Raw genomic sequence first — 16,912 nt, 5'->3', positions numbered from 1 at the left:
GACGGACACATATCGTGATCATCCGGCAGGGCCAATGTCGGTCACGGGCAAGAGCATACGCGTCCAATTTCGCTCTCCGGTTCAGTGAATGCCGGGATTCTGCGCCGATCTACTGCAATTCAAATACATCGTAAGCGACACCGCCGCCTTCGATCATCCGGCCGCAGCCGATCGCGACAATGCCATTGATCCAGCCGTATCGCGGCGCGCCGGTCTCGAATAAAGGTGTCGTCCTGAAATAATATCTTGAGGGATCGATCAGGTGGCGCCTTGACGGGTCGCGTATCGCCTCCCCCAGCTCATCGGGAAACATGATCCGGCCGCCGTAGCTCATATGGATCAGAGCGCCATCGTCCGTACGCAAGACGACTCGCGCGTCGACCACGCGAATATTGTTTCGCGTCAACATCCAGTCTCCGGTGCCCGGATTGATCTCGCCCCGCAGCCGGTCGCCGATGAAATCGCCCTTCGCTACGGCGTTTAGCGTGCGCCGGCCGAGCGGACCGTCGCCGCCGTGCTAAGTTCTAAGTTCGTATTTAGAATCCAGTTATGAAAGATGTCAATACCACTCCGTTCGCGCATCCGCGATTCCAGTACGATCTCGAGAACTGCGGCATCAAACGGGCGCTCGACGTGCTCGGGGAAAAGTGGACGCTGCTGATCCTCCGCGAAGCCATCTATGGGCTGCGCCGCTTTGATGATTTTGCGCTGGCGCTCGGATGCGGCCGCGGCATCTTGAGTTCACGGCTGAAGACCTTGGTTCAAGCTAACATTCTCGAAAGAAGGAGTTACGTCGAACCCGGAAATCGCCACCGCCCGGAGTATCGGCTGACGGCCAAGGGCCGCGATCTCTACCCCGCGATACTGGCGCTCTCGCAATGGAGCGACCGCTGGGACTTGCCAAAGACCGGCCCTGCCGCCCGTGTGGTCGACAAGGTAAACAAGCGCGCCGTCAACGTCGTGATGACGAGCCGGACGGACGTCACCAGCCTGACCATGGACGATATTCTCATTAGTCCCGGGCCAGGCGCGAAGCGGATATCGGGGTGATGCAATTCACCCACAAGCGTTCCGCGATATTCGAGTCAATCAGCTCGTTCGGTAAACCTGCGAGGCCCCGGCGTAGCTCGTGCGGAGAGCTCGGTCGACGCAGCCGACGCACCCAGCATGCGCGATGGAGAGGCCATCCTTTCAACGCACTCAGGTTGGCCGGCCGGCCGTGGCGAACTACAACCAGTAATGCAAAGTTATTTGCTAGCACCCGCGAGCAAACGCAAATTGCGCTGAACAAAGGGACGCTAAAGCGATTCGTAATCCACTTATCGCCTTTCAGCAATCCTGTTCGGCCCCGCCTGAGCTGCCCGGTGGGGTAAGTAACTTTCATTTTTCGATCGTGCGCGATTGCATTGACCACTCAAGCCTCGGTCGTATCTGCACTCTATGCAGGCGTCGTCGAAACAGTCGTGACGGCAGCCGGCCACGAGCTGAAGACCGCGATCCGAAAACGTTCGATCGACCGGGCCGCTCTAACGACCGTGGGCATTGTCGGAGACGAGAGCTCGGAGTCAGTTCACCACACGCTCGATCGTGCGTTGCATATCTTCCCGCTGGAACACTATCCCGTCATAGAACGTCGTCTTGAAGTGCGATTGCCACGACCCGCGTTCGGCGAAAATCTTTCAGCGCATGGTCTCTTGGAAGAGACAGTGTTTGTTGGCCATCGTCTCCGAATTGGACGGACGATTTGTGTGTTACGCAGCCGACAGAACGCTGCAAGACCGTAGGCCTTAGCCTAGGTTTCCCTTAGTCTAGACGTGCGGATCATTCTTGTGGGCACCAAAGTCTGCTTGTCATTTCCCTTCTTTAAAACAAGTCCTTGGTCAATCGGTTGAAACGTGCTCCCATGATCTCGCGACCGAAGCAGGCTGGGTCCATCCTTTGCGCTATCTTTGAGAAGATAAAGACCATCTTCTTCAGCATACAGGCTGTGAATAGCGCCTAGCCCTTCCGCCAAAACGACCGCCGTCCCACCAAAATCGAACCTGCGATCGATCCGCGAAATCTTACTTTTTGACGCAACGTACGCGTAAAGATCGTCGAACACGATCCAGACATCTTCGGACGCTGGAGGTTCGGCTAATGCAAATAGTGTCTTAAGCTCAAGCTTCATCGCTTCTCCGCCCTCACTTCGCTTGTGCTTCGGCACTGAGTTCTAAAAGGCAACAAAGAGCCTGTATACTCATTGCGTCACCGCAGGCGGAAAAACTGGAAGCGGCGTGAGGAAATAGCCCTTTGAGCGCGGCAAAGGCGTCGGTGCTTCTCGCAGCATCCGGCCCCCTGATCGTCCTTCGCCCGATTGCCTTTCCCCTTCGACGATTACGTGCATTGGACGCTGCGAGCTTCCAAGCGGAGGCGGTGGCGGGACATGAGCGGCCCCGCCGGCCTTAGCAGCGTTTGCGAAAGCCGCGCCCGGACCGTTTATATACAGTTGTAGATTACTGTTCTGCGTTGCTGTCGCGAGCGCCTGGACAGCTACGGGAGTCCAACGAGCGTTAGTCAGCGAGTACCGCGCCTCGATTCCTCCGGAGACCTGCAGTGCGAACGAGTAGAACATCTGTGCAGGCTCAGCCACCTCAGAAGAAGGCGCTGCCAGAAAATTCGCGCTCATCATCGCGCCATTGTCGCGCAGCCACGCGGCCAACGGCTTCTGAGCATCGATCCTGATGCGCGTGAACGCCTCACGCGCCGGATCTTGTCCTTCTGCGAGGAGCTCAAGCTCATCCAACGTTCCTATCTTTCCTATGTAGCAGTTCCGGTCACCACCTACAGGGCTGCCTTCCTTCCGTTCCCCCGCAAGCTGCGCATCTTGCCGCAATAGGAATGCCCAAATCAGGCTGTTGGTGCCTTGGCCCGAAAGTGTTGGCCCCACATGCGTGACGTCGACTGCACCCCCGCCCAGAACCTGTCGATAGTCAAGCGCTGTACCGGAGCCCATGCCGGCTACATCCGTCACCTTCAGTTCAAGCGTAAATGCACCGAAGAGACGTGGATCAATCTCGAAGTAGGCATATCTTATAAATGCCGCTTCAGGATTGCTCTTTACCATCGCGTCGTAAGCGGCCTTTCGCGAGCGCGCGATCTCGTAGAAGGTCACCAGCTCACAGCGGACTGACTTTAAAAACCCCGGCAGTTGGCCAGCAGAGATCACGCCACTCTGAGGATCGTGAACGACAAACAAGCCAGTGCACGAAGCGAGAAGTAGCGGCAGCAGGAAAGCTAAGGAGCGCGGTCTCATTGATCATCCAAATTCTAAAGGACACAAGCAATGCAGCGGTGTCTACTTCAACTCTGAGCAAGCGGCCCCACTGACGCAGGCTGCAACCCACCCTGTGAAGGCACGAACACGGGTGTAGATGCCGTATTTCCCGGGCCTGGCGCAGCCGTCGCCCCAACTTACAATGCCGGCCAAACGAACTTTGTCTTTTGGAGCAACGGTAATGAGGGGACCACCGCTGTCGCCCTGACAGGAGTCCTTCTGGGGCTCGCCGGCGCAAACCATCTTATCTGTGACGCGGTCCCCATAGCTTAGAGGGTCAGTGCAGCGCTTCGCGCTGACAAACGGAACTGTCACCTCCCTCAAATCGCGTACCTTACTTCCACCCTCTTCCGTTGCACCCCATCCAGTAACGATTAGGTCATTCGGGTCTACGTAGACCTGCCCCTCCTGATCGGACGTAAGCAACGCAATTGCCATCTGGCGATCATTAAGTTTCATTGGCTCTGCAAGCTGAACCAGCGCGATATCGCTGTCGAACCTCTTCGCTTTACCATAGTCGGCGTGAATAATGCGGCGGGCCACCTTATGCCGTTTGACTGTTTGATTTAGGATATTGGTCCCGGCGGCGACCTCGAACTGGTTAGGGCTCACACCGATAAGGCAGTGCGCCGCTGTTACGATCCTTTGGCTATTGTAGATCGACCCGCCGCAGAAATGAGCTTGATGTGTGTTCGGTATGCCCTTCACAAGCAGCGTGACTTGCCAGGGATAAGCACCATCGGCCGCCTTCTTACCGCCCACGATCTTCGGCTCTATACCGTTCAAAAAACGGTTCACCGCTTCATCGTAGTCCTGCGAACCGGTTGGCTTGAAGTTTTCTTTCGTCAACTCTTGCGCTTGAGCCGAGCAAAAGCCCAGCGCAACTCCGAGCAACACTATGATCGCCTTCTTCATCGCAAACCTCTGGCTAATTGCTGAACACTCTCACGCGCGGCTCTTGGACTTCGGCAACCCCCTCGACGAGCGTGATCCGTCCAGGAGGCACAACCTTTGAAAGCAGAAATGCAGCGTGAGCCGCTCGCGCCCTCGTCTCGATAGCAGCTCTGTCGGCACGAGCAGTTCTGCTGGCGCGCTGAGGAATGGCAATCGAGATCCAGCTGATTGACTTTGCAGGCAACTTGGCGACTTCGGAATTGATCTGTCGCTCATCAGCGAGTGCCGCTGTTCTGCCGGCGCGAATCTCGAACTCTTTGATCGGAGAGCCTAGCTCCACCTTTTTGACGGAGGCATCCTTGGGCAGGGCAAGCCAGAACGTTTCTTCTTTCGATTTCGCTTCTAACCACACCTGACCGGATCGAACTTTGTAAGAGTCAATCTTGACCTTATCTCCAAAATCTAGGCTCGTCGTAGCAGCCGCACCGGCATCAGGTTGCGCGCGCCCAGTCAACTTTCCCAGCACCACCGCGGTTTGCTTTGACAGGGCGGAGGCTACAAACTCGTCTTGCGGGATGGAGTCGTCTTTACTAGCCTTTGTCGAGATTGTCGTTCGCTCCAACCCCAACGGGGCTATGACTAGTTCAGTGCTCGCGACTTGGCCTGTGGCGCGCGCGCTCTCCCAGAGCTGATCGATCAGTTCAGGTGATAGCCTCGTGAATGTGCTTGCGCGCGCGCTCCTCTCCGTTAGCCAAAGGCGAGCAGCCTCGGCGAAGTGGCCCAGCCCATACAATGCAAGGTAATCTCTCACATCGGCTTCAGTATCTCTGGCTTGGGCGGCAAGCCAGGCGACCTTGTAATCGTCCTTAGTTGCTTGGGTCGGATTGAAATGAACAAAAAGGGTTAGTGACGAAGAGACCCAAGGGCTTTGGCCCGAGTTGGTGGCCCTTCGAACATGCGCGACGATTTGCCTTTGCGCGTCGGCGAACTCTACCCCTGGCGCGGTCAAAAAGCGCGTCAGGGCTTCGGTGTATTTGCTGAGCGCTCCATCGGCACTAGCCAATGAAATTTTTCCAGGCTCCGACGAGAACCCGATGATGTTGTTCTGCACTAGCGAAAGGGTAGCAAGCCCTTTCGTCAACGTGTGCCTGTCTTCGGGACGTTCGTCGATTACTCCTCCGACGTTACGGCATGCGTCAAGGAGCATTACGAGCAGGGTTGGGTTCCGGAGATTTAGTCTCTCTTGCAAAGCGCTCGCTGATACGAACGTATCAAAGACCTTGTTGGCTGGCACCTTTGCAGGGTATTCGAGCGGTAGCAGGTAGCTTTCGCCGCCATAGGTGAAGCCATGGCCGGAGAAGTAAAAAACGACAAAGGAGTTTTCTTCCACCTCGTCCACAAAGGGCAGGAAATGCTTGGTTAGGAAATCTGCCCGAGTTTTGAAGTTGGTGGCCTCTCGAACTGAGAATCCGGCCAGCCGCAACTTTGCGGCGACTGTCTTAACGTCGTTCACGACGCCTGGAAGTTTCTCTGTCGTCGTATACTCGGAGTTTCCAACGACTAGAGCGAAGCGCTTGACGGGCTTCTCGACGTTGAACTTTGGATCGGCCGTCTGCGCGGCCGCCGAAGTACATAGAATCAAACTGACAAACAAAATAACGCAATACATCCAACTCCGCGCCCCCGCCGAAGTCCAGTAATCCCTAGTCTTCCCTACAATCTAACGCCTTGCAACCAGTAATTTTACGCTTTGTTTTCATCCACCTGCTTATCCTGAATGCGGGCACGCTAAACAGTACTGACTTGCCATCTCAGGAAAATCAAATTCCATCAAAGCTTCACTTGCGTTTTCGCAATCCTACGCGCTCCCTTGCGGCCTTGTTGGGCCAAACTGTTACAGGATGAGCTCGACTGTCACTTGGGTTGTTTCAGTGGGACGGCGCCGCGCTCAAGCCTTTTTGGCGTAGGCACCAACGCTATGAGCTGGTTGGCTCGAAAGGGACAGCGTGGTGGACAGCTTGTACTCAGACCCATCTTCCGAATGTATTTCGGTCTAAAGAACGGCGCACGTTAGCAGCGGCCGTCAATCCCAGCGGATCCATGATATTCGTCGGGCTTCCTGCATGGCCGACGTACGTCATCGCGGGTTGTAGAAGAGATCAACTACGATTGCCGTCAATGCAGGTCGGCAGCTTTCAGCGCAATTGATCGCGCAGGCTGCTTCGAGACGAACAAAGCTTCGTGTCGGCGTGACGGATAAAAATTTTACCTGCAGGAACAACCGTACGCCTGTGCCTACCGGATGCCGGAAGCGAACCTGGCGATACTCCGCGACGTAGCATTTCTCGAAATGGGCCACGGCGTAGGCCTGCTGCAGCAAGCGCGGCAACTGCACAATCAGCAGATTGCCGGGTACGATCGTGCGCCCCCCCGGCAACCGTTCTCTGGCCCGCTCGACGTCGAAATGAATCCACTGGCGATCACCGCTGAACGCAAGGAAGCGGTCGACGTCCGATTGAGTCAGCACAAATATTTCGCTCTTTAGTTCGACCCCGACCAAGGCAACGAGGTCAGCTGGGCGATCGACCTGGACAGGCATGACTTATTCAGTCTGAAGCAGCACCGCGGACCCTAGCCCGCCCGCCGCGGCGATCGCAGCAAGTCCGACCGCCCCCTTGTCCATCGTCTGCATTTCATGCCACACGCGCACTGCGGTGATCGCTCCGGATGCGCCGATAGGGTGCCCTCGCGCAAGAGCGCCGCCGCCAGGATTAACGCACATAGGGTCGAGATCGAGCGCGCGAATGCAGGCGACGGCTTGAACGGCGAAGGCCTCCATGATCTCTGCAACCGAAACAGAGGATGCGGACAGTCCCGCACGATCCAAGACTGCTCGCGCCGCCTCGATCGGCGCCAGCCCCGGGCGTTCGGGATCACCGCCCGTCCGCTCGCCACCGGCGATACGGATGAGCCGGGCGGGATGACGAATGGACGCCAGCGCTCGCGCGGACGCTAACAGGACTACAGCGGCCGCATCGGCCTCCACCGCCACAGTCGCTGCGGTCACGCCATGGGTTGGACTCCCCGCAAGAACGGGAAGGCGCCCGCATAGCCCGGCGGTGAGACGGCGGGCAAAAGGATCGCCCGTTTGTCCGCAAACAGGAACGAATTCCGCCATCGAGGCGCCGTGCGCCAATGCTTTGCGGTGGCTTTCGATCGCGAAGACCTCTTGGTCACGACGGGTTATGTTCAATTCTGCTGCGAGCATCGCGGCCGCCGGGATCATGTCCGGGTCTCGTTCCGGCCACGGCGTGAACGGCGGCCTGTCGTAAGGTTGCGCGTCCTCATGAGGAAGGAGCGGACGGCGGGAGCGGATCGGGGCCCGGCTGAAGCTTTCGACGCCGCCTGCGACGATCGCGTCGGCTTCTCCGGCCTTAATGCGCGCCGTAGCCAGCAGGATCGCATCGAGCCCAGCACAACATTGCGTGTCGATCGTACTTGCCGGCACCGCCGCAGGTATCCCGGCCTTCAATGCCGCCACGCGAGCGGGATTGCCGCCGCCATAAAGCGTGTTGCCCAGGATCACTTCGTCAAGGTTTGACGGTGAAAGGCCGACATCGCCGAGCACCACCCGAATGCATGCTTCGGCCAGTTCGGCCCCCTCGACCTTGGCGAAGACACCACCACGGGGGCCCACCGTTGTGCGGCGTGCGGCGGCGATGAACACCGCGCTCATAGCAGCCTCTGCGTGATTGCGCCTGCCATCCAGGCTTGGTGGAGTCCATTGAAATCGGTTTTCCCGGATCGCGTCAGCGGCCAATCCGGCACGTTCGCATAGACGCGCGGCACCTTATACAAGGGTAACACATCTCGCAGGTGAGAGATGAGTTGCGAGGCGGCAAGGGATACGTCTGCGCGCAAATGGACAAGCGCCACCAGCCGTTCGCCGCGACTCGAGTCAGGGGCACCTAGCACGGCCGCGAACGCTATCCCGGGGTGACGCTCGAGTACCCGTTCGATCTCCTCCGGGTAAACGTTTTTGCCGGAGGTCACGATCTTCCGGCTGGCCCGGCCAACCAAATGCAGGAAGTCCTGGGAATCGAGAAAGCCGATGTCGCCAACGGACATTGCATCCCCGTGACGTAGTAGATCGGATGCTTCTCCACATGCGTAGTTCATGAACAGAAATGGACTCTCGACAAACACATAGCCCGCCTTTTCGGCCGGTAGGCAGCGACCCGCGCGATCCCGGATTGTGACCACGGCGCCCGAGAAGGCACGGCCAACCGATGTCACGGGACTGCCTTCGTCGGCTTTCGCCACCGTCATGAAACTCGTCTCCGACGCACCATAGAACTCGGCAAACCGGGCATTGGGAAACAAGCACCGCAGCGCTTCGCGCTCGCCGACCGGCCACTTTGCTCCCGACGATAAGATCCAACGCATGGAAGCGAGCGGAACAACGCCGGCTGCTTTGATCGTCGTTTGCAGCTGAGTCGGCACGCCATACAGTACTGTGGCTTGCTCGCTTTCGATAAGCCGCGCGGTCGCGTCAGGCCTAAACCGCCGGCAGAGAATGACGCGGGCGCCGACATTGAGCCCGTGAACCAGAGCATAGAGGAAAAGCGAATGGGTCAGTGTTCCGGGTGCGAGGATCACATCGTCTGCTGTGATCCCAAATTCGATTGCATCATGGCGGAAACTTTCTGTCCAAGACCGATGGTGGCGGCGGTAGCCTTTGGGAAAGCCAGTCGATCCGGAGGTGAAGCCTACGTAGAACGGCGTCAGGGCATCAGGCTCGCATACTAGGCCCGGGTCGGTCGGGGCACCGAGCACCGACGCAACCTGAGCGAAGGGGAGCAGCGGATCGGCAAGGACGATCGTCTCGCCTGCAAAGCGGGCGTCGAAACTGACAATCAGAGCAGGCGATAGCTGCGCCAGGATCGCTCGGCTCGTCGCAGCCGGCGAGTCCGGGTCCAGCACCAGCGCTTCCCGCCCGGCCCGCGCGATGGCAAGAAACAACAGTGCGAGCGCGGGACTGGTCGGCAGATGAAGCGCGACGCCGCCGCCTCTAGGGGTCGCGCCGGCAATGAAGCCTGCCAGCCGGTTGATTTCGCGGTCGAGATCCCGCCAGGATATTCGCTGCTCCTCGAACACGAGCGCATGGCAATTCGGCGTCCGCCCAGCGTGATAGGACAGCGATGCTGTGATGCTCACTTGCGATGCCTTAGCTCGACCCAGTAGGTCTGTTCAGCGTCCTTGGCCGGCAAGGCCACGGCGAACGCTTTCACCAGATCGCCCCGCAAGCATAGGGCGGTCGTCAGCATCGCTCGATGCGCGTCCATGCGAATGGCACCGACGATACGTCGGCCATGAACGAAGGCTACGCCAGTAATTGTAGTCACGAGGGCGGCAAGCAGTAGCGCATGGGTGAAGTAGTGCCTGACGATCCCAATGGGGAATGCACCCGGCACCCACCCCAACCGAAGTCCAGTGGAGAGCACGAAGAAGGGCCCGAGCTCGCCTCGCTCACGCGAGGTGAGCTGAATCGCTTTCCATTCGGCAACAGCGCAACTGGTCGCGCGGCTTCGTGCGACGGATTTCAAGACCTGTAGCTCAAGAGTTTTCATGATCAGCACGCTCTGGCTTGATGGGCCGAAGGACGAGCACGTGCATCGAGCGCTAGCTAACAGCTATAGCCGCCACACCCTTGCTTGCTAACTAGGGCCTTGAGACCGGGCCAGACCGGAAGATAACATCCGACGAGGTTACCGGCGTTCCGAACGCTAACATCACTCGATAATCTAAGGAAACGCATTACTCTTAAGTTACACTTCCGTAAAATTGAACCCTGCCTCTGCAATTTGATAGCGTCCTCAGGAGCAAGCCGATCAGGGGTTGCCCTGCTATTTTCCTAATAGTGTCGATGCGAATGAGGAACCATTTGCAGAGCTCGAAGGCGACTCTCTGCGCTCTCTATGGCCGCGTCTAGTTGTGCATAGTTGTCGAAGCTCAGTGTCCGTACATTCGCACTGCTGCGAGTTTGTCGTATCGGGTCGCGACACGCTGCCCATCGTGTTGCCCGATGTCGCAATGCTCGAGGGGCTGGGCAACAATGAAGCGGCAGAATTGTTCCGACCCAAAGTAGCGGCAGCAATGTTGGCGCGGGGTGGAGAAGTCTCGTTGCTGGGACCCTGATCTGGACCGATCAGGAATCGCTATGGCGTGTAGAATGGCAGCTTCATTGGCAGGCGCAATCGCGCCATTGGCAGTCCGACGCGGTCACGTTCGACGAGGCTTATCGACGCGGCCTTGGGCAGGCCGCGGAGCTTTTGTCGAGCGGGCCGTAGGTCGTAAATCGCTAGTGTTGAGCAATTTGCTCAGTTGCTGGGAATTGAACAGCCTTGACCACGGTATCGTGGAGCCCACCACTCGTCCGTCATGAGATCTAGTTTCAAGCAGCAGACAATCCATAGCGCTTCACGCTCGGTTTCTCAACCGACATGTCTTACCTTGCCGATTTCCACGTCGCAGCAAGTAGAATCATGGCCGTAATGCTGATTCCAATGCCCAATGCACAAACGCCGCGCCAACCCGCATGCTCGAAAGCGGTTGTCGATGCGAAAGCCCCTGTCGCGCTGCCAATCGAGTAAAACACCATGTAGCAGCCGACGCGTCGGCTATGCGCTTCCGGCTGAATACGGAAAATCAAAGCCTGATTGGTGACATGCACCGCCTGAATCGCTAGATTGAGAACTATCACGCCCCCGATCAGCGCCCATATCGAGAGACCAGCCATAGCAATCAAGAACCAGGCTATGAGCATCAGCACAAGAGCGCCCAACGTTGTGAACTGGCCGCGGTTCTGGTCAGCCCATTGGCCCGCACGTCTCGCGCCAAGTACGCCGGCGATTCCAACTAGGCCAAACAATCCTACAGCAGTGTGAGAATATGCGAATGGTGGCGCACTGAGAAATAGCGACAAAGGTGCCCATAGCACGTTGAGCGCTGCGAAAATCAGTAATGCAAACAACGCGCGTGTTCGAAGGAGGGGCTCTTCACGGAGGAGAGGTACGATCGACTTAAGAAGCTGCCAATATGATCCCGTTTGCCGCCTCTCCATCGCGGATGGGAGTGCCCGCATCAGAAGCGCGGCCAAGAGCAGCATGAGGGCGGCCGAACCGTAGTAAACCGAGCGCCAGCCATGAAGATCCCCCAAAACTCCAGAGACGGTGCGCGCGAGTAAGATACCGATGACCACACCACTTGTAACTGTACCGACAATATTCCCCCGCTCGTCTGGCCGCGCCAGGCTTACTGCGAAAGCAATCACGACCTGAACGAGAACCGCTAGCAAGCCAACGATGGCCATCGCACCCAAAAACAAAGGAGCTGTCGGAGCTGACGCGGCGACCGCCAGAACTACTGAAGATGCGGTGGCTAGTCCGACAATCAGTCTTCGTGGTTCGAGTAGATCACCAAGCGGAACAAGCAGGATGAGACCTAGAGCGTAACCGGTCTGCGTCAACGTAACCACCAGGCCAGCATCGGAACGTGCGAGTCCTAGGTCGCCTGCGATGACGTCTAGCAGCGGGTGCGCAAAGTAGACATTAGCGACGCTCAGGGCGCAGGTTAGCGCAAGAAGGAAAATCAGGCCCCGCGAGGGCTGCGCACTATTCTCGCGGACTTCGGCATCCGAGCGACGACGATCTTCCTTCGAGATAAAAGTACGTCTCATTGAGAGCCATCCTCATCCTAAATTCAGTTCTATCATAGAACCGATTGACCCGAAGGCTGTCCAGTTCTATCTTTGAACCGGATCGACCATGGACTTGTATTGAAGAGGTTAAGTGAGAAGAACTAGCCTAAGCGGTTCGCCCTGCCCTGTTGCGCGGGCGCTCGACGCGATCGGCGATTGGTGGTCCCTGCTGATCATCAGGGATGCATTCGATGGGGTTCGTCGTTTCAACGACTTTCAGAAATCCCTCGGTGTATCGAGAGGTATACTAACAACTCGCCTTCAGGCCCTGGTTGCGCTTAGAATTCTTCGATGTGCTCCGGCGTCGGATGGTTCCGCCTACCTGGAGTATATTCTTACACAAAAGGGATTGGATCTTTTTCCCGTAGTCGTCACCCTAAGGCAATGGGGCGAAGGTCATTGCTTTGGTCGCGGAGAACAACATTCGGTGCTTGTTGAAAACGAAACTGGTCGTCCGGTCGGAAGGGTAGAGGTTCGATCGGAGGACGGCCAGCTATTAGCCGCCTCCGGAACATCCGTTAAAAAGCTGCGCATTGCGCCATTGGCGATCAAACGTAGTAAAGGCCCAGCGCGCTTAAGAGTCGACTGAACGCAGGGTACACGAATGCGGCGATCAAAACGTGATAAGGTCTCACAAGGAAACAGTTGCTCCGTTGAGAGGGCAAACGTGGCCGAACGTTCCACGCGTGTCTAAGCCGGAATCGTGTCGCATCTCTTCGCGATGATGACGACTGATGTTTTGCCCTTCGCGTAGCAACAGCTTGAGGGCGATCGCGCCCTCGGCAGTCCGCGCCGTCACGGTCGATGAGGTGTTTCGCCGCGCGTCTGGAGAGACCCTGCGCCTAGTCGGGCGAGCCGCCCTTGTTGTGACGGAAGTGACGACCTCACGATGGATGAGGCTTACAGTTTAACGGTTCCACTGAAAACGGGGATGCAGCTACCACCCACACTAGCGCGAATCCCATCTCGTGCTCGCCAAGCTCGCAGCGAGAGTTCGCTGCGCCGCCCCATCTCGGACCCCTGTACCGCGTGGTATGCCAGACGCTCTCCCCCGTTTAGTGATAATAGTAGCGCAGCTAACGTCGCATTTGCGCTGCCAGTTGCAGGGTCTTCCCATGTACCCGAAAGGGGCGCGAACATCCGCGCGCGGATGTTGAAACCGTCGCGAGCATAGAGAAAGATCGAAAGCCTCTCCCCGAGGTTGGGTATGGCATTGGCGCAGCGTCGAAATGCACCGATATCCGGCGCAGAGACGGCAAGCGCCCCTGATTCAACCTCGACAAGTACGAATTCGAGGCCGACAGAGGCGCGCACGGGGGCGTGTGCGCGCGTCGCAATCTTCTTAGGATCGACGGAGAGGCAAGCTGCGATCGCCTCAACAGGCAGCTCCCCAATCAGTTTCAGTGGCTGAGGCGCGTCGATCTCGGAGTACCCCTCACGTGTAAGGCGAACTTCGACGAGGCCCGCTATTTCTTCAAATAGCAACACGGGCCCAGTCCCGAGGCCGAGGCGCGCCAGAACGAACGCCGTGCCCACATTAGGATGTCCGGCGAAGGGCATTTCGGCCACGCGATTGAAGATGCGTACCCGTGCGGTATGCGCGGGATTGTCGGGTGGAAGGACGAACGTCGTTTCGCTGTAGTTCATCTCGGCTGCCAGCAACTGCATCGTCGTGGCATCGAGGCCCCGTGCATCGGGGAACACGGCCAGAGGATTTCCGCCGAACCGGCTTTGGGTGAAGACATCAACGGTGTGGAACGCATACTCGCGCAAGCTCGACTCCTAACAAATCAGGACGCAATTTCTGTAAAGCGCAGGCTTCAGCCGAAATATCCGCTCGCGCCCTTCAACCTTCGATCCCATCCGCGGCTTCTCCATTGCCATGATTGGCGATGTCCGAGGCAGGCGTCGAGTGGCTTGCCGACACCTTAACTTCTGTTGGGGGCATCGGAACATTTCAATTGCTCGAACTATTGCTTCAATACTTTGAAAGCGTTCGCTTGTGAAACCAAGTTAACATTCGCACTGGCTCGAACGTCAACTTCTAATGTCCGCAGCGCAGATAAAAGCATGCTCGTCAAACATTACCTACATAGACTTCCAGCCGACTACGAGATGCAGCGAATTACGAGCCGCGCCCGCCAACGGGGCGCAATCTGGAACGATGTGCCTCATCTCGCGTTCAAGGCCTTCATGATTCAACGCCAAGGACAGAGCGGCTCGGTTCGCAATGCCTATTCTTCGCTGTACCTCTGGCGCCGAGTTGACGGACTGACTGATTTCATTCTCGGAGATCGATTTCAGAACGTTATCACCACGTTCGGGCGCCCCGAGATAGATACATGGTTGCCATTCTATGTCAGACGAGGGTTATCCCATCACGCAAAGTTCGCAACTATCGAGGTGTCTGACGTTAGTCTCAGCACCCGGCTTGCCGACCTACGCCAGATCGAGCACGAGCGAAGCCACACAACTATGATGGACGATAACTTGGTCATCAGCTTAGCGGCCCTCGACATCAGTAGGTGGCGCCTTGCCCGATTTAGCATCTTTGAGAGGCTCGAAAGTCTGAACGAGAAACAACAGCTGTTCAGCATTGCTTATTTTGCAGCACCCGAGCTGGAAGCGCTGAGAACTATCATTTGACGATACTCCGGGCCACGGTATGGGACCATTCTCGCCGTCCTGCCCCCAGTTCGGCGAACTGACAGAACCGCGCACGGATCTAGACTGAAGAAGCGGAAATGAAGCGACTACAAGGCAAACGCACGGTCATTACTCAAGTTGGCGCGTTCATGGGAAAGGACTTGATGGCACTGTTCCAAAGCGAAGGCGCCGATGTCATTGCGGCTAACCGGGATCTTCGCCTGCGCGATGCCGCCGAGGCTTTGATCGGTGAAGCGGGCGAGGTCGATGTGTTGTTTGCGAATCTTGCCGCAGAGCAGCCCAGAACATCGGCGCTCGACACCACCGACGAGACGTTCCGAGCGATGTACGAGGCAATGGTCTTTCCCTTACATCGGTTGGTAAGAGCTGTCCTTCCGCAGATGATCGAACGCCGCCGGGGCAAGACCGTCGTAATTGGCAGTGCGTCGGGGCTGAAAGGAATGGCCAATTACTCGGCCTACGGCTCGGCGCGGGGCACGCAGCTTGCCTATGTCCAGACGTGGGCACAGAGGTCGCGCGGAGGACGTGCACGTCAATGCAATTGCTCAGACCTTTGTCGAGAACAAAACCTACGTTCCCGAAAATTACCAGAACACTGGGGAGTTCAAGGAGCGCATCAAAGGCGCGCCGATCGGACGATTGGCGCATGGGTGGGAATCGGCTGCATTGGCCTTGTTCCTTGCAGGCGACGAAGGGGACTTTTCGTCGGCCAGGTCTTCCCATTTTCGGGTGGCTGGATCACGCGATGACTTCGCAAGCGGAACTTAGAGCAAGACGGGTTGATGAGAGACTCGGTCAGCTAGATCTCAAGGTGCCACGTCGATGGGGAACCTTTACTCGGAGAATGTCGGCTTAGATCACCGTCGCCGAACAAACGTGGCTTATGCGGTCGCTTATAAACATTCAGGATATTGAGGCGTTTGTCGCTGCGGCTGAAGCAGGCTCGATCAATCGAGCATCTGTCCGACTTAATCTTACGCAGCCAGCAACCACTCGACGGATACAGAACTTCGAGGCGGCATTTGGCGGAGATGCTCTGTTCGATCGGTCTGTGAAACCTGCAATTCTGACCGCCCTAGGCAATCACGTGCTTGAACATTGTCGGCGCGTTCTCACCACTGTTGCAGAGCTGGAGGCGTGTGCAACACGCAGTGCCGGTCCTACGGGCGAACTCAGAGTTGGCGTGGCTCATGGACTAGGTGAAATGGTCCTGACATCCCCTCTTGATGCACTGCGTCGCTCATTCCCACATGTTCGGATGCAGGTCAGCGCAAACTGGACAACCGACTTGATCGAGCAAGTCCCTGGAGGTGCAATCGATTGCGCCATTGGGTTAATCACGGACGCCCACAGACTGCCAGGTGGCGTGCGGAGGCTGTCCGTGGGGACGGAGCGGATAGTCATTGTCTCTTCCTCCTCAAGAGCTTCGACAAAGCCCGACGGCAGCCCTTGGCGGCTGCGGGATTTGGCCGAGGAAGGCTGGTTCCTTAATCCACGCGGGTGTGGCTGTCGCGCCGCTCTTGAGCGCGCCTTTGATCGGCATAACATTCTCATCCAGGTAGCAGCTGAAATCTTCGGTGAGGACCTCCAGTTGTCGCTTCTCGCCCAGAGTGGAGGACTGGGGCTCGCGCCCTATCGACAGCTCGAGCGCAGTCCACATCGCGCCGAACTGCGCGCCCTCGACGTGGCAGACTTCCAACTATCCGCGACCGTCACCCTAGTCCGTAACTTGGTTCCTAGCCGTTTTGACCCGGCAATCGAGCTGCTGGCAAGACAGCTGAAGGTAAAGCTTCAAGATAGCAACGGCACATGATCATTATCTGCAATATGCATTTGATTGATAACCCGCGCTGACATAGTGACGCTACTGCGCAAGGGGTCGATTGAGATCGCAGGGATGCGAGCCCCAGCTTTCACAGAGGAGGCTCACACTTCATGATTGTCACGGTATTTAGGACTCGTCTCAACGCGCACATTGAAGAGGAATACGGCCCGATGGCGATGCGCATGAGTGAGCTCGCGCGGGCCATTCCTGGATACCTGTCTCACAAGGGATTTGTCGCAGAGGATGGCGAACGGGTGACCATTGTGGAGTTCGAGTCCGAGGAGGCGCTTCAGAAATGGAAAGTCCATCCCGAGCACATGAAGGCCAAACAGCTTGGGTTTACAAAATTCTATAGCGAGTTCAAATATCAAGTATGCAAGGTTGTTCACGCCCGCACATGGGAGAGCCGGGTCGGAAAGAAATAGGGCCAACAAGAAATGACATTCCCCCT

Annotated in this window: 18 protein-coding genes; 7 read left to right on the top strand and 11 right to left on the bottom strand. The window is 57.3% G+C overall.

Translation table 11 applies throughout. The features are described 5' to 3' along the window. Window positions 1-109: 109 nt before the first annotated feature. A complete protein-coding gene (locus LMTR13_RS08295) occupies window positions 110-457 on the bottom strand; it encodes a DUF3237 domain-containing protein (protein ID WP_236843448.1) in 348 nt (115 codons plus the stop codon). 92 nt (window positions 458-549) lie between these two features. On the opposite strand from LMTR13_RS08295, the gene LMTR13_RS08290 reads away from it, so the two are divergent. Further along, window positions 550-1,050: a winged helix-turn-helix transcriptional regulator gene (locus LMTR13_RS08290; protein WP_065727464.1), complete on the top strand. Its 501-nt coding sequence runs from the start codon at window positions 550-552 to the stop codon at window positions 1,048-1,050. A 413-nt stretch (window positions 1,051-1,463) separates the two neighbouring features. Beyond that, window positions 1,464-1,784 (top strand): MOSC domain-containing protein, encoded by a 321-nt coding sequence (locus tag LMTR13_RS43550; RefSeq protein WP_418219786.1) that lies wholly within the window; start codon window positions 1,464-1,466, stop codon window positions 1,782-1,784. 8 nt (window positions 1,785-1,792) lie between these two features. Here the strand turns inward: LMTR13_RS43550 and LMTR13_RS40420 are convergent, their stop codons facing one another. From LMTR13_RS40420 to LMTR13_RS08250, 9 genes are all read right to left on the bottom strand, one after another. Continuing rightward, on the bottom strand, window positions 1,793-2,170 hold the full coding sequence (locus tag LMTR13_RS40420) for a hypothetical protein (RefSeq protein WP_156795493.1): 378 nt from the start codon (window positions 2,168-2,170) through the stop codon (window positions 1,793-1,795). Between the two features lie 69 nt (window positions 2,171-2,239). Continuing rightward, window positions 2,240-3,238, bottom strand: coding sequence for a hypothetical protein (locus LMTR13_RS08285; protein ID WP_156795492.1), 999 nt, complete (start codon window positions 3,236-3,238; stop codon window positions 2,240-2,242). Between the two features lie 99 nt (window positions 3,239-3,337). Further along, the gene (locus LMTR13_RS08280; protein ID WP_065727462.1) at window positions 3,338-4,231 is read right to left on the bottom strand and encodes a serine protease; all 894 of its coding nucleotides are present in this window, start codon (window positions 4,229-4,231) and stop codon (window positions 3,338-3,340) included. 13 nt (window positions 4,232-4,244) lie between these two features. Further along, a complete protein-coding gene (locus LMTR13_RS08275) occupies window positions 4,245-5,879 on the bottom strand; it encodes a caspase family protein (protein ID WP_065727461.1) in 1,635 nt (544 codons plus the stop codon). 468 nt (window positions 5,880-6,347) lie between these two features. Continuing rightward, complete coding sequence (locus LMTR13_RS08270) at window positions 6,348-6,809, bottom strand: MaoC/PaaZ C-terminal domain-containing protein (protein ID WP_065727460.1); 462 nt, start codon at window positions 6,807-6,809, stop codon at window positions 6,348-6,350. A gap of 3 nt (window positions 6,810-6,812) precedes the next feature. Then, window positions 6,813-7,946, bottom strand: coding sequence for a thiolase family protein (locus LMTR13_RS08265; protein ID WP_065727459.1), 1,134 nt, complete (start codon window positions 7,944-7,946; stop codon window positions 6,813-6,815). Further along, complete coding sequence (locus LMTR13_RS08260) at window positions 7,943-9,427, bottom strand: AMP-binding protein (protein WP_065727458.1); 1,485 nt, start codon at window positions 9,425-9,427, stop codon at window positions 7,943-7,945. The genes LMTR13_RS08265 and LMTR13_RS08260 overlap by 4 nt, the downstream gene beginning before the upstream one ends. After that, the gene (locus LMTR13_RS08255; RefSeq protein ID WP_065727457.1) at window positions 9,424-9,849 is read right to left on the bottom strand and encodes a biotin transporter BioY; all 426 of its coding nucleotides are present in this window, start codon (window positions 9,847-9,849) and stop codon (window positions 9,424-9,426) included. The genes LMTR13_RS08260 and LMTR13_RS08255 overlap by 4 nt, the downstream gene beginning before the upstream one ends. Before the next feature lie 869 nt (window positions 9,850-10,718). After that, entirely contained in the window at window positions 10,719-11,948 is a 1,230-nt protein-coding gene (locus tag LMTR13_RS08250) for an MFS transporter (RefSeq protein ID WP_065727456.1), read from the bottom strand. Between the two features lie 112 nt (window positions 11,949-12,060). On the opposite strand from LMTR13_RS08250, the gene LMTR13_RS38805 reads away from it, so the two are divergent. Further along, window positions 12,061-12,558: a winged helix-turn-helix transcriptional regulator gene (locus tag LMTR13_RS38805; protein WP_083218879.1), complete on the top strand. Its 498-nt coding sequence runs from the start codon at window positions 12,061-12,063 to the stop codon at window positions 12,556-12,558. A 311-nt stretch (window positions 12,559-12,869) separates the two neighbouring features. On the opposite strand, the gene LMTR13_RS08245 is transcribed toward LMTR13_RS38805, so the two are convergent. Next, window positions 12,870-13,742: a PhzF family phenazine biosynthesis protein gene (locus LMTR13_RS08245; protein WP_065727455.1), complete on the bottom strand. Its 873-nt coding sequence runs from the start codon at window positions 13,740-13,742 to the stop codon at window positions 12,870-12,872. A 297-nt stretch (window positions 13,743-14,039) separates the two neighbouring features. Between LMTR13_RS08245 and LMTR13_RS08240 the strand changes: the two genes are divergently transcribed. The 4 genes from LMTR13_RS08240 to LMTR13_RS08225 all read left to right on the top strand — a co-directional run bounded on the left by LMTR13_RS08240 (window position 14,040) and on the right by LMTR13_RS08225 (window position 16,886). After that, window positions 14,040-14,615, top strand: coding sequence for a DUF4865 family protein (locus tag LMTR13_RS08240; RefSeq protein WP_065727454.1), 576 nt, complete (start codon window positions 14,040-14,042; stop codon window positions 14,613-14,615). Between the two features lie 98 nt (window positions 14,616-14,713). Continuing rightward, window positions 14,714-15,385, top strand: coding sequence for an SDR family NAD(P)-dependent oxidoreductase (locus LMTR13_RS08235; protein ID WP_083218877.1), 672 nt, complete (start codon window positions 14,714-14,716; stop codon window positions 15,383-15,385). A gap of 134 nt (window positions 15,386-15,519) precedes the next feature. Beyond that, window positions 15,520-16,449 (top strand): LysR family transcriptional regulator, encoded by a 930-nt coding sequence (locus LMTR13_RS08230; RefSeq protein WP_083218875.1) that lies wholly within the window; start codon window positions 15,520-15,522, stop codon window positions 16,447-16,449. A 122-nt stretch (window positions 16,450-16,571) separates the two neighbouring features. Next, a complete protein-coding gene (locus tag LMTR13_RS08225; RefSeq protein WP_065727453.1) occupies window positions 16,572-16,886 on the top strand; it encodes an antibiotic biosynthesis monooxygenase family protein in 315 nt (104 codons plus the stop codon). The last annotated feature ends 26 nt before the right edge of the window (window positions 16,887-16,912 follow it).

The sequence above is a fragment of the Bradyrhizobium icense genome, assembly GCF_001693385.1.
Lineage (GTDB): Bacteria > Pseudomonadota > Alphaproteobacteria > Rhizobiales > Xanthobacteraceae > Bradyrhizobium > Bradyrhizobium icense.
The sequence above is the reverse complement of the archived record's forward strand: the minus strand, read 5'-3'. Positions and strand labels throughout refer to the sequence as shown.

What these genes read in the sequence shown, in the direction of transcription:
- LMTR13_RS08270 (WP_065727460.1), bottom strand. Translation starts at nt 6,809, where the DNA reads ATGCCTGTCCAGGTCGATCGCCCAGCTGACCTCGTTGCCTTGGTCGGG.
- LMTR13_RS08290 (WP_065727464.1), top strand. Translation starts at nt 550, where the DNA reads ATGAAAGATGTCAATACCACTCCGTTCGCGCATCCGCGATTCCAGTAC.
- LMTR13_RS08275 (WP_065727461.1), bottom strand. Translation starts at nt 5,879, where the DNA reads ATGTATTGCGTTATTTTGTTTGTCAGTTTGATTCTATGTACTTCGGCG.
- LMTR13_RS08280 (WP_065727462.1), bottom strand. Translation starts at nt 4,231, where the DNA reads ATGAAGAAGGCGATCATAGTGTTGCTCGGAGTTGCGCTGGGCTTTTGC.
- LMTR13_RS08225 (WP_065727453.1), top strand. Translation starts at nt 16,572, where the DNA reads ATGATTGTCACGGTATTTAGGACTCGTCTCAACGCGCACATTGAAGAG.
- LMTR13_RS08235 (WP_083218877.1), top strand. Translation starts at nt 14,714, where the DNA reads ATGAAGCGACTACAAGGCAAACGCACGGTCATTACTCAAGTTGGCGCG.
- LMTR13_RS08240 (WP_065727454.1), top strand. Translation starts at nt 14,040, where the DNA reads ATGCTCGTCAAACATTACCTACATAGACTTCCAGCCGACTACGAGATG.
- LMTR13_RS08230 (WP_083218875.1), top strand. Translation starts at nt 15,520, where the DNA reads ATGCGGTCGCTTATAAACATTCAGGATATTGAGGCGTTTGTCGCTGCG.
- LMTR13_RS08250 (WP_065727456.1), bottom strand. Translation starts at nt 11,948, where the DNA reads ATGAGACGTACTTTTATCTCGAAGGAAGATCGTCGTCGCTCGGATGCC.
- LMTR13_RS40420 (WP_156795493.1), bottom strand. Translation starts at nt 2,170, where the DNA reads ATGAAGCTTGAGCTTAAGACACTATTTGCATTAGCCGAACCTCCAGCG.
- LMTR13_RS08265 (WP_065727459.1), bottom strand. Translation starts at nt 7,946, where the DNA reads ATGAGCGCGGTGTTCATCGCCGCCGCACGCCGCACAACGGTGGGCCCC.